This window comes from Erythrobacter sp. NAP1, from assembly GCF_000152865.1.
In the GTDB taxonomy this organism is placed as follows: domain Bacteria; phylum Pseudomonadota; class Alphaproteobacteria; order Sphingomonadales; family Sphingomonadaceae; genus Erythrobacter.
Genome location: NZ_CH672390.1, coordinates 2,662,168 through 2,680,283, shown reverse-complemented (window position 1 = coordinate 2,680,283; position 18,116 = coordinate 2,662,168). Strand labels below are relative to the sequence as shown.

Here is an 18,116-nt window from a genome sequence, read left to right as displayed (position 1 = left end):
CGGCTCAATCAGCCGCGCCAGCTTCGCTGTGCAATTGCTTGATGAGCGCGTGCACTTGAGATTTGGTTTCCTCAAGCGTGGCGCCCGTGTCGATCACATAATCGGCCCCGGCTCGCTTATCGGCATCAGGGGTCTGAAGTCCGAGGATATGCTCGAACTTCTCGATGGTCATGCCAGGCCTTGCGAGCACTCGTTCGCGCTGCACTTCCGCAGGCGCCGATACGACAACGACCACATCGACGGCCTTGTTGCCGCCGCCTTCGAACAGGAGGGGTATGTCAAAAAGAACGAGAGGCGCTTGTGCATTCTCTTCAAGGAAAGTCGCGCGTTTGCGCCCGACTGCCGGGTGAACAATCGCCTCGAGTTCTGCAAGTTTGTCCTTGTCACCGAAGACAAGCTTTCCGAGCGCCTCGCGATTGACGCCTTTAGGGCCGGTTGAGCCGGGAAATGCCGCCTCGATTGCGGGTAGAAGCTCCCCATCTGGGCCTTGCATGGCACGAACCGCAGCATCGGCGTCGAAAACCGGCACGCCTGCCTCCTCGAACATCGCGGCGACAGTCGATTTTCCCATGCCGATCGAGCCGGTGAGTCCAATGATTACCGGTCGTCTCATTGCGAGAGCCGCTTCATGAGCTCGGCGTCGTGAGCGCGTGGCGGAGGGGTACCGTAGAACTTCTCAAATGCGATTGCTGCCTGACCGATGAGCATCGCCAGGCCGCCAATCGTGCGAAACCCGGCGGCCTTGGCCTCTGTCAAGAGCGCCGTTTCGACCGGGCTTGTCACGATGTCATAGACAATCGAGCGCGGAGGAGCATGACTGAGATCGAAGGCGAGAGGCTCATTGCCTGTCATTCCGAGAGGCGATGCGTTTACGATCAGGTCCATACATCCTTCGCGATCGTCAAAAGCAAAGTCGGTCGTATCTGCAAAGTGCGACAAGTGGATAGCGTGATGCTCGCCTTCTGGTGCGAGCTTATCGAGTAATGCCCGCGCTTTCGCCGGATCGCGCCCGGCCACTACGAGGGTGAAGCCCTGGTCGGCAAGAGCGGCAATAATCGCCCGCGCTGCACCTCCGGTGCCCAAGATCCTTGCCATGCGAAACAGGTGGTTGTTCGCGAGTTCTTGGCGAAGCGGTTCGAGAAAGCCGCCAGCATCGGTGTTATACCCGGTGAGCAACCCATCGTCGCTCCGAACGACCGTGTTCACTGCCCCGAGTTTGGCGGCAGTTGGATCCAGAGCATCGAGGAGGGGAATTATGTCTTGTTTATGCGGCATAGTGACGTTGCAGCCGACCCAGCCGGATTTCGTGCGAGATGTGCCGAGATAATCGGCGAGATGTTCTGCGCTGACATGCGCCGCTGTGTAATCGCCAGAAAGGCCGAGCTTCTCCAACCAGAAGCGATGGATAATCGGCGATTTGGACTGCGCAATCGGATCTCCAATGACCTGCGCCAGGGGAGGTAGGCTTGTCACGACAGCAACACGCCTTGGTCGCGCAGTGCCTCGAGAACCGCCAGCAATGGCATTCCGAGGACGGTGAATTGATCGCCTTCTATCGATCCGAACAGTTGAACGCCCATTGCCTCGATCCGGAAACAGCCGACTGTATATCCCACTTCAGGCCATTCCTGCGCCAGGTAGTGCTCGATGAATTCATCGGAAAGAATGCGCACAGATAGCCGTGCACAATCTGCATGGCTCCATTCGCATGTATCGCCGCGCACAAGTGCTGCCGCACTGTGCAGTTCGAGCGTCTTGCCGGAGAAAAAGCGAAGATGCTCTGCGGCGTTTTCGCGCGAGGTTGGCTTATCGAAGCGTTTGCCATCGACCACAACAAGGGAGTCGCTTCCAAGCACTAGCGCGTCTGGGTGTTCCGCAGTCAGTGCAGCGGCCTTGGCAACGCTCAAGGCTTCGGCGATCTCTGGCGGTGTTGCATCCTGAAGGCCCGCTTCAATGGCGCGTTCATCCAATTCAGCGGGCAGGGCGCGATACTGTACCCTTGCTGCATCGAGCATCGAGCGGCGCGACGCGGATTTCGATGCGAGGATCAGTTCAGGCGAATTCATATTGGCTTCGCAACCCCGTCGACCTGCCGGTCCTTTCGCTCACGCTCTTGTACGAGCCGGATGATCGCAGCCGCGCTCTCTTCAATCGAGCGTCGCGTCACGTCGATCACCGGCCAGCCGTTGTCCGCGAACATTCGCCGCGCAAACTGGAGCTCTGTTTTGACCTTCTCACCATCGACATAAGAGGTCTCAGTTCCCTCATTTAGCGACAGCAGGCGATTGCGGCGGATCTGGACGAGACGTTCGGGCGCGGTGGTGAGGCCAACGACAAGCGGATGCCTCAGCCCAAAGAGCGTCTTGGGAGGCGGGCTTTCCACCACCATCGGAATGTTCGCGACCTTATAGCCACGATTAGCCAGATAGATGCTGGTGGGAGTCTTCGAGCTGCGCGACACCCCAGCAAGGACGATATCGGCATCCTCCCAATCCTCATGCCCGACCCCGTCATCGTGAGCTATCGTGTACTGGATCGCCTCGACGCGCTTGAAATAGTCAGCGTCCATCATGTGCTGACGCCCAGGCCGGCCGTGTGCCTCCTGACCCAATTGCGCCTCAAGCGCAGCAGTCACTTGATCGAGAACCGGGACAGCCGGAAGGCCAAGATGCCGGCAATGCTCTTCCAATCGCGCGCGAGTCTCGGGATTGACGAGCGTAAAAAGCACCAGACCCGGATTGACGGCGAGATCAGGCACGATCCGGTCGAGATGCTGGCGTGAACGCACCATCGGCCAGAAATGGCGGCTCACCTGCGGATCGTCGAATTGCGCAAGCGCCGCCTTCGCGATCATCTCCAGCGTCTCACCGGTTGAATCCGATACAAGGTGCAGGTTCAGGCGGTTCATCGGATGATTCGCTAGCCGCGATTGCGACCTGTGGAAAGTGGGTGGCATAAACTAAGGGAGAGAAGTGTCGACAAGCATGGGAGAGGAAAATGTGCCCACAATTCGAAATTTCGCAGGGCGACTTCTCGACACGGGATAGACGATGTCGACAGCCTGCGAACAGTGGGGATAGTTCGCGCTTGACTCAATCTGACTGCAGAGTCGCGAAACGCACAAGATGCTTCTCAGCGCGGGAGAAATCAGGCAGGGCCTGGTAATTCCCAGTATCCACAGGGCCAACAGACTCCTTCATCCCTTTTATAATTACATTTTATTTGATTAGAGAGACGCATGCCTGGACCTTTGCTCGAAACCCTTAAGGGTAACCGCCAGAAGATCGCTCCTGTCTGGCTCATGCGTCAGGCCGGTCGCTATCTCCCTGAATATCGCGAACTTCGTGCCGAGAAGGGGGGGTTTCTTGAGCTGGTCTATGACAGCGAGGCTGCGGCCGAGATTACGGTTCAGCCAATCAGGCGGTTCGGGTTCGACGGCGCAATCCTGTTTTCCGATATCCTGATCGTGCCGCATGCAATGGGACAGGGACTGGAGTTTCTCGCAGGAGAGGGTCCAAAACTTAGCCCCACCTTGCTCGAAACGACGATGGGTTCGTTCGAGCCGCAATTCGAGCGCTTTGAGCCTGTATATGAAACGGTGCGCCAAACTCGCGCGCAGATTGCCGATACTGTCACGATGCTGGGCTTTGCGGGGTCGCCCTGGACGGTCGCAACATACATGATTGCAGGCGAAGGCTCCAAGGATCAGGGCCCAGCGCGCTTGCTCGCATATCGCGATCCGGGTCTGATGCAGGACATCTGTGATCGCATCGCCGAGGTGTCGGTCGAATATCTGCGCGGTCAGATTGATGCCGGTGCCGAGGCCGTTCAATTGTTCGACAGCTGGGCGGGAAGCCTAGCCCCTGATGAGTTCGAACGGTGGGTTGTCGCTCCCAATGCGAAGATCACGGCGGCGATCAAGCGATCGCATCCTGAAACCCCTGTCATTGGTTTTCCGAAAGGCGCTGGCGCGAAACTGCCCGGTTACGCGCGCGAAACAGGCGTTGATGCAATCGGCTTGGACGAAACGCTTGATCCGGTTTGGGCTCATGAGGTGTTGCCGGACGGCATGCCGGTTCAGGGTAACTTCGATCCGCTGCTGATCGAGGCAGGCGGACCGGCGTTGGCTGTGAGGGCTCGCACGATCCTTGAAGCCTTCGAAGATCGCCCGCATGTCTTCAACCTTGGGCATGGCATTGGGCAATTTACGCCGATCGAACATGTCGAGCAGCTGCTCGCAGCCGTTCGCGGCGGGGAAGGGGCGTAAACATGGATATCTTTCCGACGATTTACCCATGGGTGAAGGCAGGACACGTCATCTTCATGGTGTTCTGGCTTGCCGGGCTTTTCATGTTGCCGCGTCAATGCATCTACATCCTGGACACAGAGCCTGGTTCGGCTGACGAGGCGAAGTGGGCGCATCGCATGGGATTGCTGCGCAGAGTGATTCTGACGCCGAGCCTGATCGTCGTCTGGCTGCTCGGGCTTTATCTCATGTACGGCCTTTTCATTGCATCGGGCACGCTGGGTCAAAATGGCTGGCTACACGCCAAGATTACCCTCGTGCTTGTTCTCTCCGGCTACCATGGGTGGCTGGTCGCTCAGACCAAGAAGATGGCGTGTGGCGAGCGTCCTTTGACCGAAAAGCGTTTGCGCATGATCGGCGAAATTCCAGGCCTGCTTCTCGTTCTGATCGTTGTATTGGTTTACGTTAGACCGTTCTAACAGCTTCGATCGCCGCATTGATCAATTGAACGATTGACCTTCCCTTGCACGAATCTTATTTTGTGCGAGCCCACCACCGGTATAGGCAGCGCATCCAACGCGCGGCCAGGTCTGCTTTCACCAAGCCCATACCCTCACCGTTGGACGCAAGAGATGAAACAACTTGCTCAGCTCAGGTTTGAGGGGGCCTCGTCCAAAGAGGCTTCGACCCGCCGGCCACCCCTACATTACGGAATAGAAAACCAATGCATCTCAAAGACTTGAAAGAACGCACACCGGCCGATCTGGTGGCGATGGCTGAGGAGCTCGGCGTCGAAGGTGCTTCGACCATGCGCCGGCAGGACCTGCTCTTCAGCATCCTTCGCGAACTGGCCGAGGATGAAGAATACGAAGAAAAAATCATGGGCATCGGCACTATTGAGGTGCTGCAGGATGGCTTTGGCTTCCTGCGCTCGCCCGAAGCAAATTACCTCGCCGGTCCCGACGACATTTACGTTTCGCCTAATCAGATCCGCAAATGGGGTCTGCGCACCGGTGATACGGTAGAGGGTGAGATTCGCGCGCCCAGGGAAGGCGAGCGCTATTTCGCGCTCACCAGCCTTGCGAAGGTCAACTTCGAAGATCCCGCCGCCGTTCGCATGCGCACCAACTTCGATAACCTGACCCCGCTCTATCCGGACCAGAAGCTCAATCTCGACACCGTGGATCCGACCGTAAAGGATAAGAGCGCGCGCGTGATCGATATCATCTCGCCGCAGGGCAAGGGACAGCGTGCGCTGATCGTTGCGCCCCCGCGCACCGGTAAGACGGTTCTGCTTCAGAATATCGCGAAGGCGATCACTGACAATCACCCTGAAGTCTTCCTCTTGGTCCTGCTCGTCGACGAGCGGCCTGAGGAAGTCACCGACATGCAACGCAGCGTGAAGGGCGAGGTTATCTCCTCGACCTTTGACGAACCGGCCAATCGTCACGTTCAAGTTGCTGAAATGGTTATCGAAAAGGCCAAGCGTCTGGTCGAGCACAAGCATGACGTGGTGATCCTGCTCGATTCAATTACCCGTCTGGGCCGCGCTTACAACACCGTTGTTCCGAGCTCGGGCAAGGTGCTGACCGGCGGTGTGGATGCGAACGCACTTCAGCGTCCCAAGCGCTTCTTCGGTGCTGCACGAAATATCGAGGAGGGCGGTTCGCTCTCAATCATTGCAACCGCGCTGATCGACACTGGTAGCCGAATGGACGAGGTTATCTTCGAAGAGTTCAAGGGCACCGGTAACTCGGAAATCGTCCTCGACCGCAAGGTTTCGGACAAGCGCATCTTCCCGGCGCTCGATGTAGGTAAATCCGGCACCCGCAAGGAAGAGCTGCTGGTCGAGAAGGACAAGCTCTCGAAAATGTGGGTGCTTCGCCGTATCCTCATGCAGATGGGCACCGTCGACGCGATGGAATTCCTCCTCGACAAGATGAAGGATTCCAAGACCAACGAAGACTTTTTCGATACGATGAACCAGTAATCTACGGTTCGGTGATCAGGCGAGGGTGGGCGATCCGAAAGGATCAGTCCGCCTTTGCTTTTCCGAGCTGGCGTCCCATCATCTCCCAGACCTTGTTCACGGCCTTGAGTGGTCTGACCATTACCTTGAAATCCTTGATCATACCTTCCTCGTCGAAAGTGATCATGTCGATCCCGTTGACCTTGATACCCTCCATCTCACACGCAAACTCCAGAACGGCGGTATCGCCGTCAGCGACTTCGCGCAGATAATGGAAGGTGTCGTTACCAAGGGTCTGGCCAGCGGCCGCGAGATAGGCGACGACGATTGCACGACCTTCTTGCGGTGTGTGGACCACGGGCGAGTGGAAGACAGCATCCTCGCGGATGATTTGGGCAAGGGCGTCACGCGTGCTGCCTCCCTCGATGACCGCGTGCCAATTCGCGAGGCCTTTTGCCGCGCTGCTCATGCCAGATGTGCTTTGAAGAACGCGGACGTACGACTGTCGGCGAGATTTGCGGCTTCCTCGTCACGGCGCTTGCCTATCTCGGTCGCAAATCCGTGGTCGAGACCTTCATAGTCGTGCAGTGTTGCCTTGGGGTGGTTGTCCAGGCCTTCATGCATCGCGGCCTGTGTTTCCTTATCTACGAATCCGTCCTCGGTCGGAATATGGAGCATCAGAGGCTCTGCGATCGCCTCTTTTTCGCTAAGCAATCCATCGATCCCAACACCGTAATACCCGACGGAAGCATCGACGTCCGTGCGTGCGGCTGTCATGAATGCGAGCCGACCGCCCAGACAATATCCGACGCAGCCGACCTTGGGCACAGCTTCTGCCTGGCGCAAATGGTTGATTGTCGCCTGAATGTCTTTGATGCCTGCGTCCTGGTCAAAATTGTTCATGTGACCCAGAGCCTCCTGAAATTCAGGTTCAACGTCCGAGTCTAGCTCGATTCCAGGCGCAAGGCGCCAGAAAAGGTCTGGCGCGATCGCGAGATAGCCTTCGTTGGCCAGCTTGTCGCATTTCTGGCGGATGCCGGTGTTTACGCCGAAGATCTCCTGAATGACGACGATTGCTGCCCGTGGTGTTCCCTCGGGCCTCGCCACGTAGGCATTGAAGCTTTTGCTTTTGTCCAGGGTCGAGATCGAAACTGTGTCTGACATGGCTTGGTTATCCTCTCGAATCATGATGCTTTCAGCGTGGATCAAGGCCTAGCTACTGTGTTGGGACTGGCCAAACGCATTTATCTGCTGAATATACCAAAGGGTTGAACCCGTGCCGCTGGATGAGAGGACAAGCCCATGAAGGTCAATATCGAGATCGATTGCACACCTGAGGAAGCGCGAAGCTTCATGGGGCTTCCAGACGTGAGTGAGGCCAACACGATCTACGTCGACAACATCAAGAAAGCGATGCAAGGGGTGAGCAATCCTGCGCAGATGCAGGAATACGCCCAAGCTTTGGCTCCAATGGGGCAGGTGGGGCTCAAGATGTTTCAGAGTTTCGTCGAAGGCGGCATGCGTGCAGCCGGGGGCGGAGGGAAGAAGTCACGGGATAGCGCCGGAGACTGATTTGCCGACAGAAATGACGCTGTAATGAGCAGCGAAAGTTCGACAATTTTTGCGGTGTCCAGTGGATCGCCGCCAGCAGCCATTGGGGTGATCCGGATTAGCGGTCCGTCAGCAGGTTTGGCATTGCGTCAGCTGGCGGGCCGCAGCTTCACGCCGCGCAGAGCCAGTTTGGCTGTCTTGCGCGATGCAAACGGTGATACTCTCGACCAAGCGCTGGTGCTCTGGTTCGAGGGGCCTGCGACAGCAACCGGCGAGGATTTGGCAGAGCTTCACTGCCACGGCGGTCGAGCGGTGCTCCGGGCTGTTACGAAGGCGCTGGGGGAGATCGACGGATTGCGCCCCGCCGAGGAGGGCGAGTTCACGCGGCGAGCCTTTGCCAACGGAAGAATCGATCTCGCGGAGGCAGAGGGACTTGCCGACCTGCTGGAGGCAGAGACCGAGCTTCAGCGCGCAGCCGCAGTTGCTAACGTAAGCAGCGCCTTGTCGTCCAAGATCAACGAGTGGCGCGAGCAAGTCCTGCGTTTATCCGCTCAAGTCGAAGCCGCGCTCGATTTTTCGGATGAGGACGATGTGTCCGATCTTCCGGAAGGTTTCACGTGGAACATTGAAGAGCTTTCGCTGGGACTAGGTGAGTGGCTTGAGAGGCCGAAGTCAGAAAAGCTCAAAGAAGGGTTCAGGGTTGTCCTTGCTGGACCGCCAAATGCAGGAAAATCGACCCTATTCAATGCTTTAATTGAGAGCGAAGCCGCTATTACATCACCGATTGCGGGTACTACACGCGATGTCATTGAGCGCAGTGTAGCGATTGGTGGTGTGCCGTTCACCTTTGTCGACACGGCTGGACTTCGTGATGACAGCGATGAGGAAATTGAGGTTATCGGTATCGAGCGCGCACGTGACGAACTCGCTCGAGCCGATCTTATACTGTGGCTAGGGGTAGAGGGCCAGGGTCCGGAAGGCGCCTGGGAAATCGGCGCGCGTACAGATGCACAAGACCATGTAGCCAAGCGCTCTGCCCGCCACAATTGTTCGGCAATTTCGGGGCAGGGCATTGAGGAGTTGAAACTTGATCTCGTGCAAGCCGCACGATCTTCGCTCCCGCGGCCGGGCGAGGCTGCGCTGAATGCTCGCCAACATGCGCGATTGCGTGAGGCGTTCGATGCCTTGGAATCGGCTCGCACCCAGTCTGATCTGCTTTTGATCGGAGAGGAGCTTCGTCGCGCTCGGGTCGCGTTCGACAGACTGGTTGGACGAGCAACCACTGAAGACATGCTCGATGCTTTGTTTGGTCGGTTTTGTATCGGCAAATGAGCGGCGGTGTTTCACGTGAAACAGCTTTGACGATTGAGGGGCGAAGTCCTATTTGCCCCCGCATGCATGAATTTGATGTCTTGGTGATTGGCGGCGGGCACGCCGGTGTCGAAGCGGCCTGCGCCGCAGCGCGAATGGGCGCGCGCACGGGGCTCGTCAGTTTTGACCTCGAAGCGGTTGGGGCCATGAGCTGCAACCCTGCCATTGGCGGCCTTGGTAAGGGGCACCTCGTTCGCGAGGTGGACGCCCTCGACGGCGTTATAGGGATAGCCGCAGACGCGGGGGCCATCCACTATCGGATGCTCAACCGCTCTAAAGGAAGCGCGGTTTGGGGACCTCGCGTTCAAGCTGACCGGGTCATGTTCAAGGCAGCGGTCCAACAGATCGCCAGGCAACAACGAAACTTGACGCTTGTGGAAGGTGAGGCGGCCGCCTTGTCGATCAAGGGCGGCGCTGTCGCAGGCCTCGAACTGGCCGATGGCACCTTGCTTCAGGCACCGCGAGTGATCCTTTGCACCGGAACATTCCTAGGCGGCGTACTATTCCGCGGCGAAGAGCGTTTCGAGGGCGGCCGAATAGGCGAAAACGCGGCAACGCGGTTGGCAGCGCAATTGCGCAGTGCCGACCTACCCATGGCTAGGCTCAAGACCGGCACGCCCCCGCGGTTGGACGGACGCACAATCGATTGGTCACAGCTCGAAGAACAACCTTCGGATGACGAGAGTTGGACCATGTCGCCCCTGACGAAAGAGCGACAAAACCCTCAGGTTTTCTGTGCGATCACGCGCACGACGCAGGTCGCGCACGACATCATCCGCGACAATCTCGACCGGTCACCGCTGTTTTCCGGAGCAATCGATGCCGCTGGACCGCGATATTGCCCGTCAATCGAGGATAAGATCCATCGATTTGGCGATCGTGACGGCCACCAGGTGTTCCTCGAGCCAGAAGGGTTGGGGACCCATCTGGTGTATCCGAATGGAATTAGCACCTCGCTGCCGGTTGATGTGCAGCAGGCGATGCTTCGGGCAATGCCTGGCTTGGCGTCCGTAGAAATGGCTGTGCCGGGTTACGCCGTCGAATACGATCACATCGATCCCCGCGCGCTCACCCCCGATCTTCAGCTTCGTGCAATCCCGGGCCTTTACTGTGCAGGGCAAATCAACGGCACAACTGGCTACGAAGAGGCGGCTGCTCAGGGCCTTGTGGCGGGTCTTGAGGCTGCGGCTTCGGCGCTTGGGGCGATGGCGCCCGCGCTCAACAGGGCCAATTCTTACATCGCGGTGATGATTGATGATCTTACTTTGCAGGGCGTGAGCGAGCCTTATCGAATGCTTACCTCTCGAGCTGAGTATCGTTTGCGGCTGCGCGCCAACAACGCATCTTCGCGCTTGACGGGGCTCGGCCTTGAAGCTGGTTGCATCGGTGACGATCGAGCAAAGTGGTTCTCGGAGCGACAGTCTTCGCAAACGACCGTGATGGAGGCTTTTTCCTTGTCGATTCGTGCTCGCGAACTTGCAGATGCAGGTTTGAACGTTCGACGCGATGGGGGAGAGAAGACGATCGAAGAATGGTTGCGCCACGACGGGGTGACGATCGATACTCTTCGGCCATGGCTCCCTGATGCGACCTTGGAGGATCGGCAGATCCTCGAGGAAATGGCTGAGGATGCCGCATACGCCCCTTATCTCGCGCGGCAAGAAGCGGAGTTGCGCGATTTGCGGGCAAGCGAAGAGCTCCCTCTGGCGAGCGATTTCCCCTATGGGGAAGTGCCGGGCCTCTCGAATGAGATGGTTGAACGTCTATCATCTGCTGCACCAACAACTTTGGCAGCTGCGGGGAGGGTGCCTGGCGTGACTCCTGCGGCATTGTCGGCGCTCTTGGTCCACGCCCGTCGCTGGCGACGTGCGGCGTGAGCGAGCGTCGAAGGATAGCGGGCGAAGCGGACGCTCGCGCTTATGTGGAAAGTTGGGCTGACGACCGCGCCGTTGGGCGGCTTCACGAATATGCAGGCCTGCTTCTCGCTGAAAACCAACAACAAAACCTGATCAGCAAACCCAGCGAAGAACAGCTTTGGGAGCGCCATATTGCTGACAGTGCGCAGCTATTGGAGCATGTTCCACGTGAAACATATGGGGATGGTGCACCAGGCCCATGGTTGGATCTTGGCACCGGGCCTGGGCTTCCCGGCCTCGTAATTGCGATCCTTTGCCCCAAAATCGATGTCGTTCTCGTCGAGTCCCGTGGCCGGCGCGTGGAGTTTCTGGAGGACTGCGTCACCCGGCTCGGTCTCAAAAACTGCAGGATAGAGGGCCAGCGCCTTGAGCGCGTTAGTCCATTCGAAAGTTGGGTCATTTCGGCACGCGCATTTGCGTCCTTGGACAAACTCATCGCGTTATCCGCACCCTTCTCCACAAAGCGAACACGCTACCTCTTGCCCAAAGGGCGCTCCGCAGAGCACGAATTATCTCAGGCTAAACCTGCGATTCGGAAGATGTTTCACGTGAAACATTCGTTGACCGATGATGAGGCGGGTATCATCGTGAGTAAATGAGCTCCGAACGTGCCGAGTATGATGAAACCGCCCGTCTGAACGGGCAAATTGGGAAGCGCCCTATGCTAACGATTGCGATTGCGAACCAGAAGGGCGGGGTGGGCAAGACCACGACCGCAATCAATATGGCGACGGCAATGGCAGCGACAGGATGGCGCACGCTGCTGATCGATCTCGACCCCCAGGGCAATGCATCAACTGGTCTGGGTGTTGGTGCGGATGCACGCGACATTTCCAGCTATGATCTCTTGGTAGACGAAGTGCCATTGGTCGATTCGATTGTCCCGACAAGTATTCCCGGCCTCGATATCGTTCCTGCCACCGTCGATCTGAGCGGTGCGGAGGTTGAGCTTGTCTCCGTCGAAGAGCGGACTGCGCGGTTGCGTACCGCTCTGAGCAACCATGGTGGTCATGAAGTGTGTTTCATCGACTGCCCGCCCTCCCTTGGACTTTTGACCCTTAATGCTCTGTGTGCCGCTGACACATTGATGGTGCCCCTGCAGTGTGAATTCTTTGCTCTTGAGGGACTTAGTCAGCTTCTCAAGACCGTTGAGCAGGTGCAGCAGCGGTTCAACCCAACGCTTGATATCATCGGGGTCGTCCTAACGATGTACGACCGTCGGAACCGTCTCACCGATCAAGTTTCGGAAGATGTTCGCGATTGCCTCGGTGGATTGGTCTTCGAAACGGTCATCCCTCGCAACGTGCGGCTTTCCGAGGCTCCCAGCCACGGGCTGCCCGCGCTTGTTTACGATCATTCCTGTGCCGGCAGCCGCGCTTACATTGCGCTTGCGCGTGAGTTGATCGGGCGATTCCCTCCTGAAAGGAAGGCTGCATGAGCAAGCCATCAGACCCCATTCGTTTCTCCGTCCCGCAACGCAGCCCCGCCGATCGCAAGAAGAAACTCGGCAAAGGGCTAGGGGCCCTTTTGGGTGAAACCAAGCGAGAGGAACCTCTGGTTCGAAGCGATTCGGAAGTTGCGGCCCTTCAGATAGGATCGGAGGAAGCTGTTGCCGCTTCCCCGCTGAAAGTGCTGCCGATCGCCAAGATTGAGCCTCTCCCGGGTAATCCTCGCAAGCACTTTGATGAGACTGCCCTCGACGAGCTTGCCGCCTCCATCTCGACGCGGGGCGTTATCCAGCCAATTATTGTTCGCCCACACGGGGCAGGACGATATCAGCTCGTTGCGGGCGAAAGGCGTTGGCGTGCTGCGCAAAAAGCTCGCCTGCACGAGATTCCAGCACTTGTCAGAGAATTGTCCGAGCGCGAAGTGATAGCGCTGGCCCTGATAGAGAATTTGCAGCGCGAAGATCTCAATCCAGTTGAAGAAGCACGGGCATATCAGAGGCTTAGCGGGGACGAGGGGATGACCCAGGCTGAGATCGCCAAGATGGTCGAGAAATCGCGCAGCCATGTTGCCAATCTTCAAAGGCTTCTCGGTTTGCCAGAGGATGTTCTGGATCTCGTCGAGAATGGTCGTCTTTCTATGGGCCATGCGCGTGCGCTCATCGGTCAGGACGACGCGGCAAACCTCGCCGCCAAAGCGGTCAATGACAATTTGTCGGTGCGCGAGATCGAGAAGCTTGTTCGCACAGTCTCCAAGGGCGTTAAGGCCGGGGCAGCTAGCGCAAAGGCGCATCCGAAGGCAGAGCATGAGAATGCCGACATCGTCGCGGTCCAGCGCCATCTTGAAGAGTTTTTGGGCCTCACCGTGCGGATCAAGGCTGATGCAGACCCCAAATCTGGCGCAATCACGATCAAGTATGGCTCGCTCGACCAGCTCGACATGCTTTGTCAGCGCCTCACTGGCGGCGATATTTAATGGGTTTTTCCAACCGGTAAGCCGTCCGGAAAGCCCGGAAAATCAGGCATTTTTGGCACTCGCGCCGCAAATCTTGCGCGGCCATTAACCTTTTCCGAAAACGAAAGAGGAACTGGGTAATCCTACCTAAGTGAGGCGAGCGGGGTGACCAACCCGTTCGGCAGGCATGATTCGGCTCAAGCGATTCGGGTTGCTTATCGAACATGCGTGCATCGGGAATAGACCACGCTTGGAAGGACTTATAATGACCAAGACCATTCGTTTCGGCGCAGCTGGCATCGCCATGTTCGCTGCTCTGGGCATGGGCACCGCGGCTCACGCAGATACTGCAACCGCAGACGCCACCGCAGAGGTGCTTGACGCACTGATCCTCAATAACGACGCAGCACTCGACTTCGGCACCATGGTTGTGACCGGTGCCGGCACGGTTACCATCGAAAGCGACGGTTCGGTCGATTGCACCGCGGCCGATATCGTTTGCTCGGGCACGACCAGCGTTGCAGCTTTCTCGGTAGAGGGCACCGCAAACAAGGCCGTGACGATCAGCCTCCCGGGTGCGGGTGTTGAACTGCGTCACCCCGATTACACGCTTGCAACCGCTGCAGAGCACACAATCGAGCTCGGCACATTCACCTCGAGCGAAAATGGTGCAAGCGGCCCGGAAGTTGGCCTCGACGGCACCGGCAACGCGACTTTCGACGTTGGTGGCACCATCAACCTCGACGGCACTGAAGCCGCAGGCGTTTTCTCGGGTTCGTTCGACGTTTCGGTCGAATACTCGTAAGTCTCACGGGCTGCGCTCCAGGGCGCAGGCAGAGATATCGGTTCGAGCCGCGCTCTCCCCCGAGAGCGCGGCTCTGCTATTTTCGCGAAGGACCCAGTTAGCCTGAGTTTAAGCCTTCTTAACCCTGATCGCTTACCAAGATCCGTGAAAATACGCGGGTCCGTGCGCTTTGTGCACTCGTCCCTGCATCAGGGAGTCAATAAGAAATGTCATTCAAAACACTTCGGAAATTGGCGAAAGGGAGCGCGGCGATGGCTGCTTTCTCGACGCTCGCTTTGGCTACGCCAAGCCAGGCGCAGGGCGACCTTCTTGTCGCTCCAACGCGCGTAATTCTCGATGGATCACGCGGGACCGAAGTTATCCTGAGCAATATCGGCACAGAAGAAGCGACGTACCGCATCGGACTTGAGCTTCGCCGGATGCTCGACAATGGCCGGCTCGAGCCGGTTGAAAAGACCGATGCCAACTCGGCAGAAGAGGCGGCGCTGGGCATGATCCGCTATGCGCCCCGCCGTATCACGCTTCCGCCGGGCCAGCCGCAGGCCGTGCGTCTCGCGGCGCGCCCCGGAGCGGATCTTCCCGATGGGGAATACCGGGTGCATATGTCGTTCAAGGCGATCCCGCGCACGCGCGCGGTAGCCGATGAGGCGCAGCCCGGTGAAGGCGTTTCGATCCAACTCATCCCGATCTACGGTGTCACTATTCCAATTATTGTGCGGCACGGCCGGGTGGAGGCACAAGTTGCGCTGTCTCAGCCGACGCTTGTCGATGGGCCCGATGGTCCGGAACTCACACTGACAATCAATCGCGCGGGCGACAGCTCGACCTACGGTGTCCTTCAAGTGACCAAGCCAGGACTGGACGAGCCGCTTCTCAATTTGCGCGGCCTGGCTGTTTATCCCGAAGTCAACGAGCGCGAAGTTCGAGTTCGCCTCACGCCCGAGCAGGCAGCCAGTTTTCGCGGCCAGCTGCGCATCGAGTATCGCGAGATGCCAAATGCCGGCGGCGGGCTGATCGCCGCGATCGATAGCTTCATCGGCTAGGGCCTCGCGAACGAGCCTGGATAGCTAATCATGATCTCGCTGCGCCAAAAAACCCTGAGCGCCGCCGCGACTTTCGCGGTGGCGCTTGGTGCGTTTTCGGGCGCAACACCTGCGTCGGCGCAGGAACAGCCCGAAACCTTGCAGTCCACTGCAGGTTCGGCGGGTTGGCAGGCCACCGATGACGATTTCCTCTTCCTTCAGCTCGTCATCAAGAACTTCAAGTTGAATTACGATGTGCGCGGCTATCAAACCGATCGCGGCGTATGCCTTGATCTTGCCGATGTCATTCAGTCGCTCGATCTTCCCATTCGCATCGACAAAGAGTCGCGCCGCGCAACTGGCTGGTTGTTCGCGGAGGACCAGAAATTCACGCTTGATCGAGACTCTGGTACAGTACAAAACGTGAACACCGGTGCTGCGCCGGTGTCCTCTGACATTTATGACACCCCAGAAGGGTGGTGCGTTGATACAAATGCCCTGTCTCGTTGGTTTGGCATTGAATTCCGTCCCGACCTCTTCAACGCGATCGTCAGACTGGAAACTGACGAAGATCTTCCCTTCATGCAGGCCATCGAGCGTAGAAGTCGCGCGGCGCGACTTCGCTCTCGACCCGCAACTTTCGATCTGTCGCAGTATCCCAGTGCGGAAATGGAGTATCGCCCTTGGCGCACACCGTCGGTCGATGTCGTCGCGCAGGCGGGGTTTCGCGCGGGCGAGGGTGGCCGCAATGGAGCCGAGGGCCGTGTAGAGTTTTATGCTGCCGGTGAGGCGCTGGGTGCGAGCTACTTTGCCCGCGTCGCGACCGATGATCAGTTGAGCCCGCAGGCTGTCCGCCTACGCGCGTACCGCAACGACCCGGATGGCGGTCTTTTGGGTCCCCTCGGCGCCACACAGGTTGCTGCAGGTGACGTAGAAACGCTCCCTGGGCGTTTGACGGGGCAAACCGCCGTCGGGCGGGGTGCTTTCATCAGCAACCGTCCACTGGGCCAGGTATCCCGGTTCTCTGCGACCACATTGCGCGGCACGCTGCCGGCAGGATGGGATGCAGAGCTTTATCGTAACGGCCAGCTGATCGCCTTCCAGGACGATCGCGGTGACGGGCGATACGAGTTTATTGAAGTCGAGCTGTTCTTTGGCCGAAACGACCTGGAGGTCGTGCTTTACGGCCCTCAGGGACAGATCCGCCGCGACCGAACATCGGTTCCAGTGGGCTTCAACCAGATCGAGCCGGGTGAGACTTACTATTGGGCTGGAATCCTCCAGACAAACCGGGACCTGATTGACCTCGGCACGGGCATTCGTGATGGCCCGCAGGCCTGGCGCTGGGGCATGGGGGTCGAACGCGGCCTCGACGAACGAACCAGCGCCGCGCTCGGCATCCAAAGCCTAGTCGTAGATGGCGCGCGCCGCAGGTTTGCGGAGGGCGCCGTTGCGCGCACATTTGGCGCCATGCAGCTAGAAATCGCCGCTGCACACGAATTCGGGGCCGGTTCGGCCCTCGAAACCAATGCGCTTGGCCGAATAGGAAGCAATTTCAACTTCGGAGCGAATGCGTTGGTGGCATTTGGCGACTTCACGAGCGAATTCACCGAGGGTGAGATCGACTATCGAGGCGGGTTCAACTTCTCGACCTCGCTGGCGATGGGCAAGATCGTGCTGCCCGTGCAGGCGGAGGTGAGCCATTCGGCGCTGAAGGACGGCTCAAAGGTTAACGAATTCCTAATGACGACCTCGCTCACGGCGGGACGCTTCGCTGTATCCGCGCAACTGAGCCACCAGCAGCGAACCGAAGGCGATCTTACGCCAGCTCGGAACGAGACACGGGTGAGGTTGCTTGCAAATGCGCGCTTCAAGGATTTCCGTGTGCGCGGCAACGCCACGTTCCTTACCGGTGGCCGCGAGCAGGGCCTCGAGAGTGTCACCGTGCGCGCCGACATGGATATCGGGGAGGACGCCGATCTGCAGGGACAGATCGACTACACGGCCCGGGTCGACGAATTCCGCCTGACCGGTGGCTACACGCACAACTTCGAGGAGTTCTCGCTTCGCGGTGACGCCTTCGTTACGTCACGTGGCGGAGTCGGAGCTTCTGTCCAACTCGCTTTCAGCCTGGGCCCAGATCCGGTCTCCGGCGGTGTTCGGGTTACGGGCAGCAAGTTGGCTCGTAGCGGCCAGGCGGCCGTGACCGTGTTCAGGGACGATAACGGCAATGCGCGCCGCGATGAGGGCGAAGAAGTTCTGCCTGATGTGATGGTCGAAGCCGGCTTGCGCAGCACGGACGCGATTACCGGCGAAAATGGCCGCGCGATCGTCGATGACCTGCGACCATTCCGTCCAGTGCTGGTAGGCATCGATACATCCTCGCTGGACGATCCGTTCCTGGCGCCTTCGGAGAAGGGTATCGTTCTGACCCCGCGCCCCGGAGTGGTCGCGCAGATCGAGCTCGCTGTCTCACCCACGGGCGAGGTCGAAGGAACCATTCGCAGTTCGTCCGGTGTTGAGCAGCCTGGTGTCCGCCTGGAGCTCGTCGACAATCGCGGGGCGGTTATCGCACAGGCAATCAGCGAATTCGACGGGTTCTTCCTGTTCCAGCGCGTGCCCTATGGCCAGTACCGCCTGCGAGTGGATGAAGATACGGCAAGGACGCTCGGCGTGCGCCGTGAGGTGAACCTCAACGACGGCCGCTCGCAATTTACACTTAATCGCGACGAAGACGTGGTTCGCTACGGAACCGTAAGTCTCGTCCCTGAGAACAGGGACAACCAAGCACCCGAAACTGGCCCGGTCATTGCGGCGGTAAAACCTGAATAACTAA

At 58.6% G+C, this 18,116-nt stretch carries 18 protein-coding genes; 12 read left to right on the top strand and 6 right to left on the bottom strand.

Annotated features, from left to right (window positions below):
* Positions 1–4: 4 nt before the first annotated feature.
* From coaE to NAP1_RS12775, 4 genes are read right to left on the bottom strand one after another with little or no spacing between them, the layout of a single operon-like run.
* On the bottom strand, positions 5–613 hold the full coding sequence (gene coaE, locus NAP1_RS12790; protein WP_007165732.1) for a dephospho-CoA kinase: 609 nt from the start codon (positions 611–613) through the stop codon (positions 5–7).
* The gene (gene aroE / locus NAP1_RS12785) at positions 610–1,473 is read right to left on the bottom strand and encodes a shikimate dehydrogenase (RefSeq protein ID WP_007165731.1); all 864 of its coding nucleotides are present in this window, start codon (positions 1,471–1,473) and stop codon (positions 610–612) included. Before aroE ends, coaE begins: the two co-directional genes overlap by 4 nt.
* Entirely contained in the window at positions 1,470–2,066 is a 597-nt protein-coding gene (locus NAP1_RS12780) for a nucleoside triphosphate pyrophosphatase (protein ID WP_007165730.1), read from the bottom strand. Before NAP1_RS12780 ends, aroE begins: the two co-directional genes overlap by 4 nt.
* Positions 2,063–2,908 carry a pyruvate, water dikinase regulatory protein gene (locus NAP1_RS12775; protein ID WP_007165729.1) on the bottom strand — a complete coding sequence of 282 codons (846 nt, stop codon included), beginning with the start codon at positions 2,906–2,908 and terminating at the stop codon, positions 2,063–2,065. The genes NAP1_RS12780 and NAP1_RS12775 overlap by 4 nt, the downstream gene beginning before the upstream one ends.
* A gap of 330 nt (positions 2,909–3,238) precedes the next feature.
* On the opposite strand from NAP1_RS12775, the gene hemE reads away from it, so the two are divergent.
* From hemE to rho, 3 genes are all read left to right on the top strand, one after another.
* Positions 3,239–4,267 carry a uroporphyrinogen decarboxylase gene (gene hemE / locus NAP1_RS12770; RefSeq protein ID WP_007165728.1) on the top strand — a complete coding sequence of 343 codons (1,029 nt, stop codon included), beginning with the start codon at positions 3,239–3,241 and terminating at the stop codon, positions 4,265–4,267.
* 2 nt (positions 4,268–4,269) lie between these two features.
* Entirely contained in the window at positions 4,270–4,725 is a 456-nt protein-coding gene (locus NAP1_RS12765; protein ID WP_007165727.1) for a CopD family protein, read from the top strand.
* A gap of 245 nt (positions 4,726–4,970) precedes the next feature.
* Positions 4,971–6,236, top strand: a complete 1,266-nt coding sequence (gene rho / locus NAP1_RS12760; protein ID WP_007165726.1) for a transcription termination factor Rho — start codon at positions 4,971–4,973, stop codon at positions 6,234–6,236.
* A gap of 43 nt (positions 6,237–6,279) precedes the next feature.
* On the opposite strand, the gene NAP1_RS12755 is transcribed toward rho, so the two are convergent.
* On the bottom strand, positions 6,280–6,684 hold the full coding sequence (locus NAP1_RS12755) for a nuclear transport factor 2 family protein (protein WP_007165725.1): 405 nt from the start codon (positions 6,682–6,684) through the stop codon (positions 6,280–6,282).
* Positions 6,681–7,379: a dienelactone hydrolase family protein gene (locus tag NAP1_RS12750; protein WP_040465029.1), complete on the bottom strand. Its 699-nt coding sequence runs from the start codon at positions 7,377–7,379 to the stop codon at positions 6,681–6,683. The genes NAP1_RS12755 and NAP1_RS12750 overlap by 4 nt, the downstream gene beginning before the upstream one ends.
* 138 nt (positions 7,380–7,517) lie before the next feature.
* Between NAP1_RS12750 and NAP1_RS12745 the strand changes: the two genes are divergently transcribed.
* From NAP1_RS12745 to NAP1_RS12705, 9 genes are all read left to right on the top strand, one after another.
* On the top strand, positions 7,518–7,787 hold the full coding sequence (locus NAP1_RS12745) for a DUF6489 family protein (RefSeq protein ID WP_007165723.1): 270 nt from the start codon (positions 7,518–7,520) through the stop codon (positions 7,785–7,787).
* Between the two features lie 24 nt (positions 7,788–7,811).
* Positions 7,812–9,098 carry a tRNA uridine-5-carboxymethylaminomethyl(34) synthesis GTPase MnmE gene (mnmE, locus tag NAP1_RS12740; RefSeq protein ID WP_007165722.1) on the top strand — a complete coding sequence of 429 codons (1,287 nt, stop codon included), beginning with the start codon at positions 7,812–7,814 and terminating at the stop codon, positions 9,096–9,098.
* Positions 9,099–9,160: 62 nt separating this feature from the next.
* Complete coding sequence (gene mnmG, locus NAP1_RS12735) at positions 9,161–11,014, top strand: tRNA uridine-5-carboxymethylaminomethyl(34) synthesis enzyme MnmG (protein ID WP_007165721.1); 1,854 nt, start codon at positions 9,161–9,163, stop codon at positions 11,012–11,014.
* On the top strand, positions 11,011–11,652 hold the full coding sequence (gene rsmG / locus NAP1_RS12730) for a 16S rRNA (guanine(527)-N(7))-methyltransferase RsmG (protein WP_007165720.1): 642 nt from the start codon (positions 11,011–11,013) through the stop codon (positions 11,650–11,652). The genes mnmG and rsmG overlap by 4 nt, the downstream gene beginning before the upstream one ends.
* Before the next feature lie 62 nt (positions 11,653–11,714).
* Entirely contained in the window at positions 11,715–12,491 is a 777-nt protein-coding gene (locus tag NAP1_RS12725) for a ParA family protein (RefSeq protein WP_040465028.1), read from the top strand.
* Complete coding sequence (locus NAP1_RS12720) at positions 12,488–13,474, top strand: ParB/RepB/Spo0J family partition protein (RefSeq protein WP_007165718.1); 987 nt, start codon at positions 12,488–12,490, stop codon at positions 13,472–13,474. The genes NAP1_RS12725 and NAP1_RS12720 overlap by 4 nt, the downstream gene beginning before the upstream one ends.
* Positions 13,475–13,718: 244 nt before the next feature.
* On the top strand, positions 13,719–14,258 hold the full coding sequence (locus NAP1_RS12715; RefSeq protein WP_007165717.1) for a DUF4402 domain-containing protein: 540 nt from the start codon (positions 13,719–13,721) through the stop codon (positions 14,256–14,258).
* A gap of 251 nt (positions 14,259–14,509) precedes the next feature.
* The gene (locus tag NAP1_RS12710) at positions 14,510–15,301 is read left to right on the top strand and encodes a molecular chaperone (protein ID WP_007165716.1); all 792 of its coding nucleotides are present in this window, start codon (positions 14,510–14,512) and stop codon (positions 15,299–15,301) included.
* Between the two features lie 30 nt (positions 15,302–15,331).
* Positions 15,332–18,112 (top strand): carboxypeptidase-like regulatory domain-containing protein, encoded by a 2,781-nt coding sequence (locus tag NAP1_RS12705; RefSeq protein ID WP_007165715.1) that lies wholly within the window; start codon positions 15,332–15,334, stop codon positions 18,110–18,112.
* Positions 18,113–18,116: the final 4 nt, after the last annotated feature.

What these genes read in the sequence shown, in the direction of transcription:
- coaE (WP_007165732.1), bottom strand. Translation starts at nt 613, where the DNA reads ATGAGACGACCGGTAATCATTGGACTCACCGGCTCGATCGGCATGGGA.
- NAP1_RS12780 (WP_007165730.1), bottom strand. Translation starts at nt 2,066, where the DNA reads ATGAATTCGCCTGAACTGATCCTCGCATCGAAATCCGCGTCGCGCCGC.
- NAP1_RS12775 (WP_007165729.1), bottom strand. Translation starts at nt 2,908, where the DNA reads ATGAACCGCCTGAACCTGCACCTTGTATCGGATTCAACCGGTGAGACG.
- hemE (WP_007165728.1), top strand. Translation starts at nt 3,239, where the DNA reads ATGCCTGGACCTTTGCTCGAAACCCTTAAGGGTAACCGCCAGAAGATC.
- NAP1_RS12765 (WP_007165727.1), top strand. Translation starts at nt 4,270, where the DNA reads ATGGATATCTTTCCGACGATTTACCCATGGGTGAAGGCAGGACACGTC.
- rho (WP_007165726.1), top strand. Translation starts at nt 4,971, where the DNA reads ATGCATCTCAAAGACTTGAAAGAACGCACACCGGCCGATCTGGTGGCG.
- NAP1_RS12755 (WP_007165725.1), bottom strand. Translation starts at nt 6,684, where the DNA reads ATGAGCAGCGCGGCAAAAGGCCTCGCGAATTGGCACGCGGTCATCGAG.
- NAP1_RS12750 (WP_040465029.1), bottom strand. Translation starts at nt 7,379, where the DNA reads ATGTCAGACACAGTTTCGATCTCGACCCTGGACAAAAGCAAAAGCTTC.
- NAP1_RS12745 (WP_007165723.1), top strand. Translation starts at nt 7,518, where the DNA reads ATGAAGGTCAATATCGAGATCGATTGCACACCTGAGGAAGCGCGAAGC.
- mnmE (WP_007165722.1), top strand. Translation starts at nt 7,812, where the DNA reads ATGAGCAGCGAAAGTTCGACAATTTTTGCGGTGTCCAGTGGATCGCCG.
- mnmG (WP_007165721.1), top strand. Translation starts at nt 9,161, where the DNA reads ATGCATGAATTTGATGTCTTGGTGATTGGCGGCGGGCACGCCGGTGTC.
- NAP1_RS12725 (WP_040465028.1), top strand. Translation starts at nt 11,715, where the DNA reads ATGCTAACGATTGCGATTGCGAACCAGAAGGGCGGGGTGGGCAAGACC.
- NAP1_RS12720 (WP_007165718.1), top strand. Translation starts at nt 12,488, where the DNA reads ATGAGCAAGCCATCAGACCCCATTCGTTTCTCCGTCCCGCAACGCAGC.
- NAP1_RS12715 (WP_007165717.1), top strand. Translation starts at nt 13,719, where the DNA reads ATGACCAAGACCATTCGTTTCGGCGCAGCTGGCATCGCCATGTTCGCT.
- NAP1_RS12710 (WP_007165716.1), top strand. Translation starts at nt 14,510, where the DNA reads ATGGCTGCTTTCTCGACGCTCGCTTTGGCTACGCCAAGCCAGGCGCAG.
- NAP1_RS12705 (WP_007165715.1), top strand. Translation starts at nt 15,332, where the DNA reads ATGATCTCGCTGCGCCAAAAAACCCTGAGCGCCGCCGCGACTTTCGCG.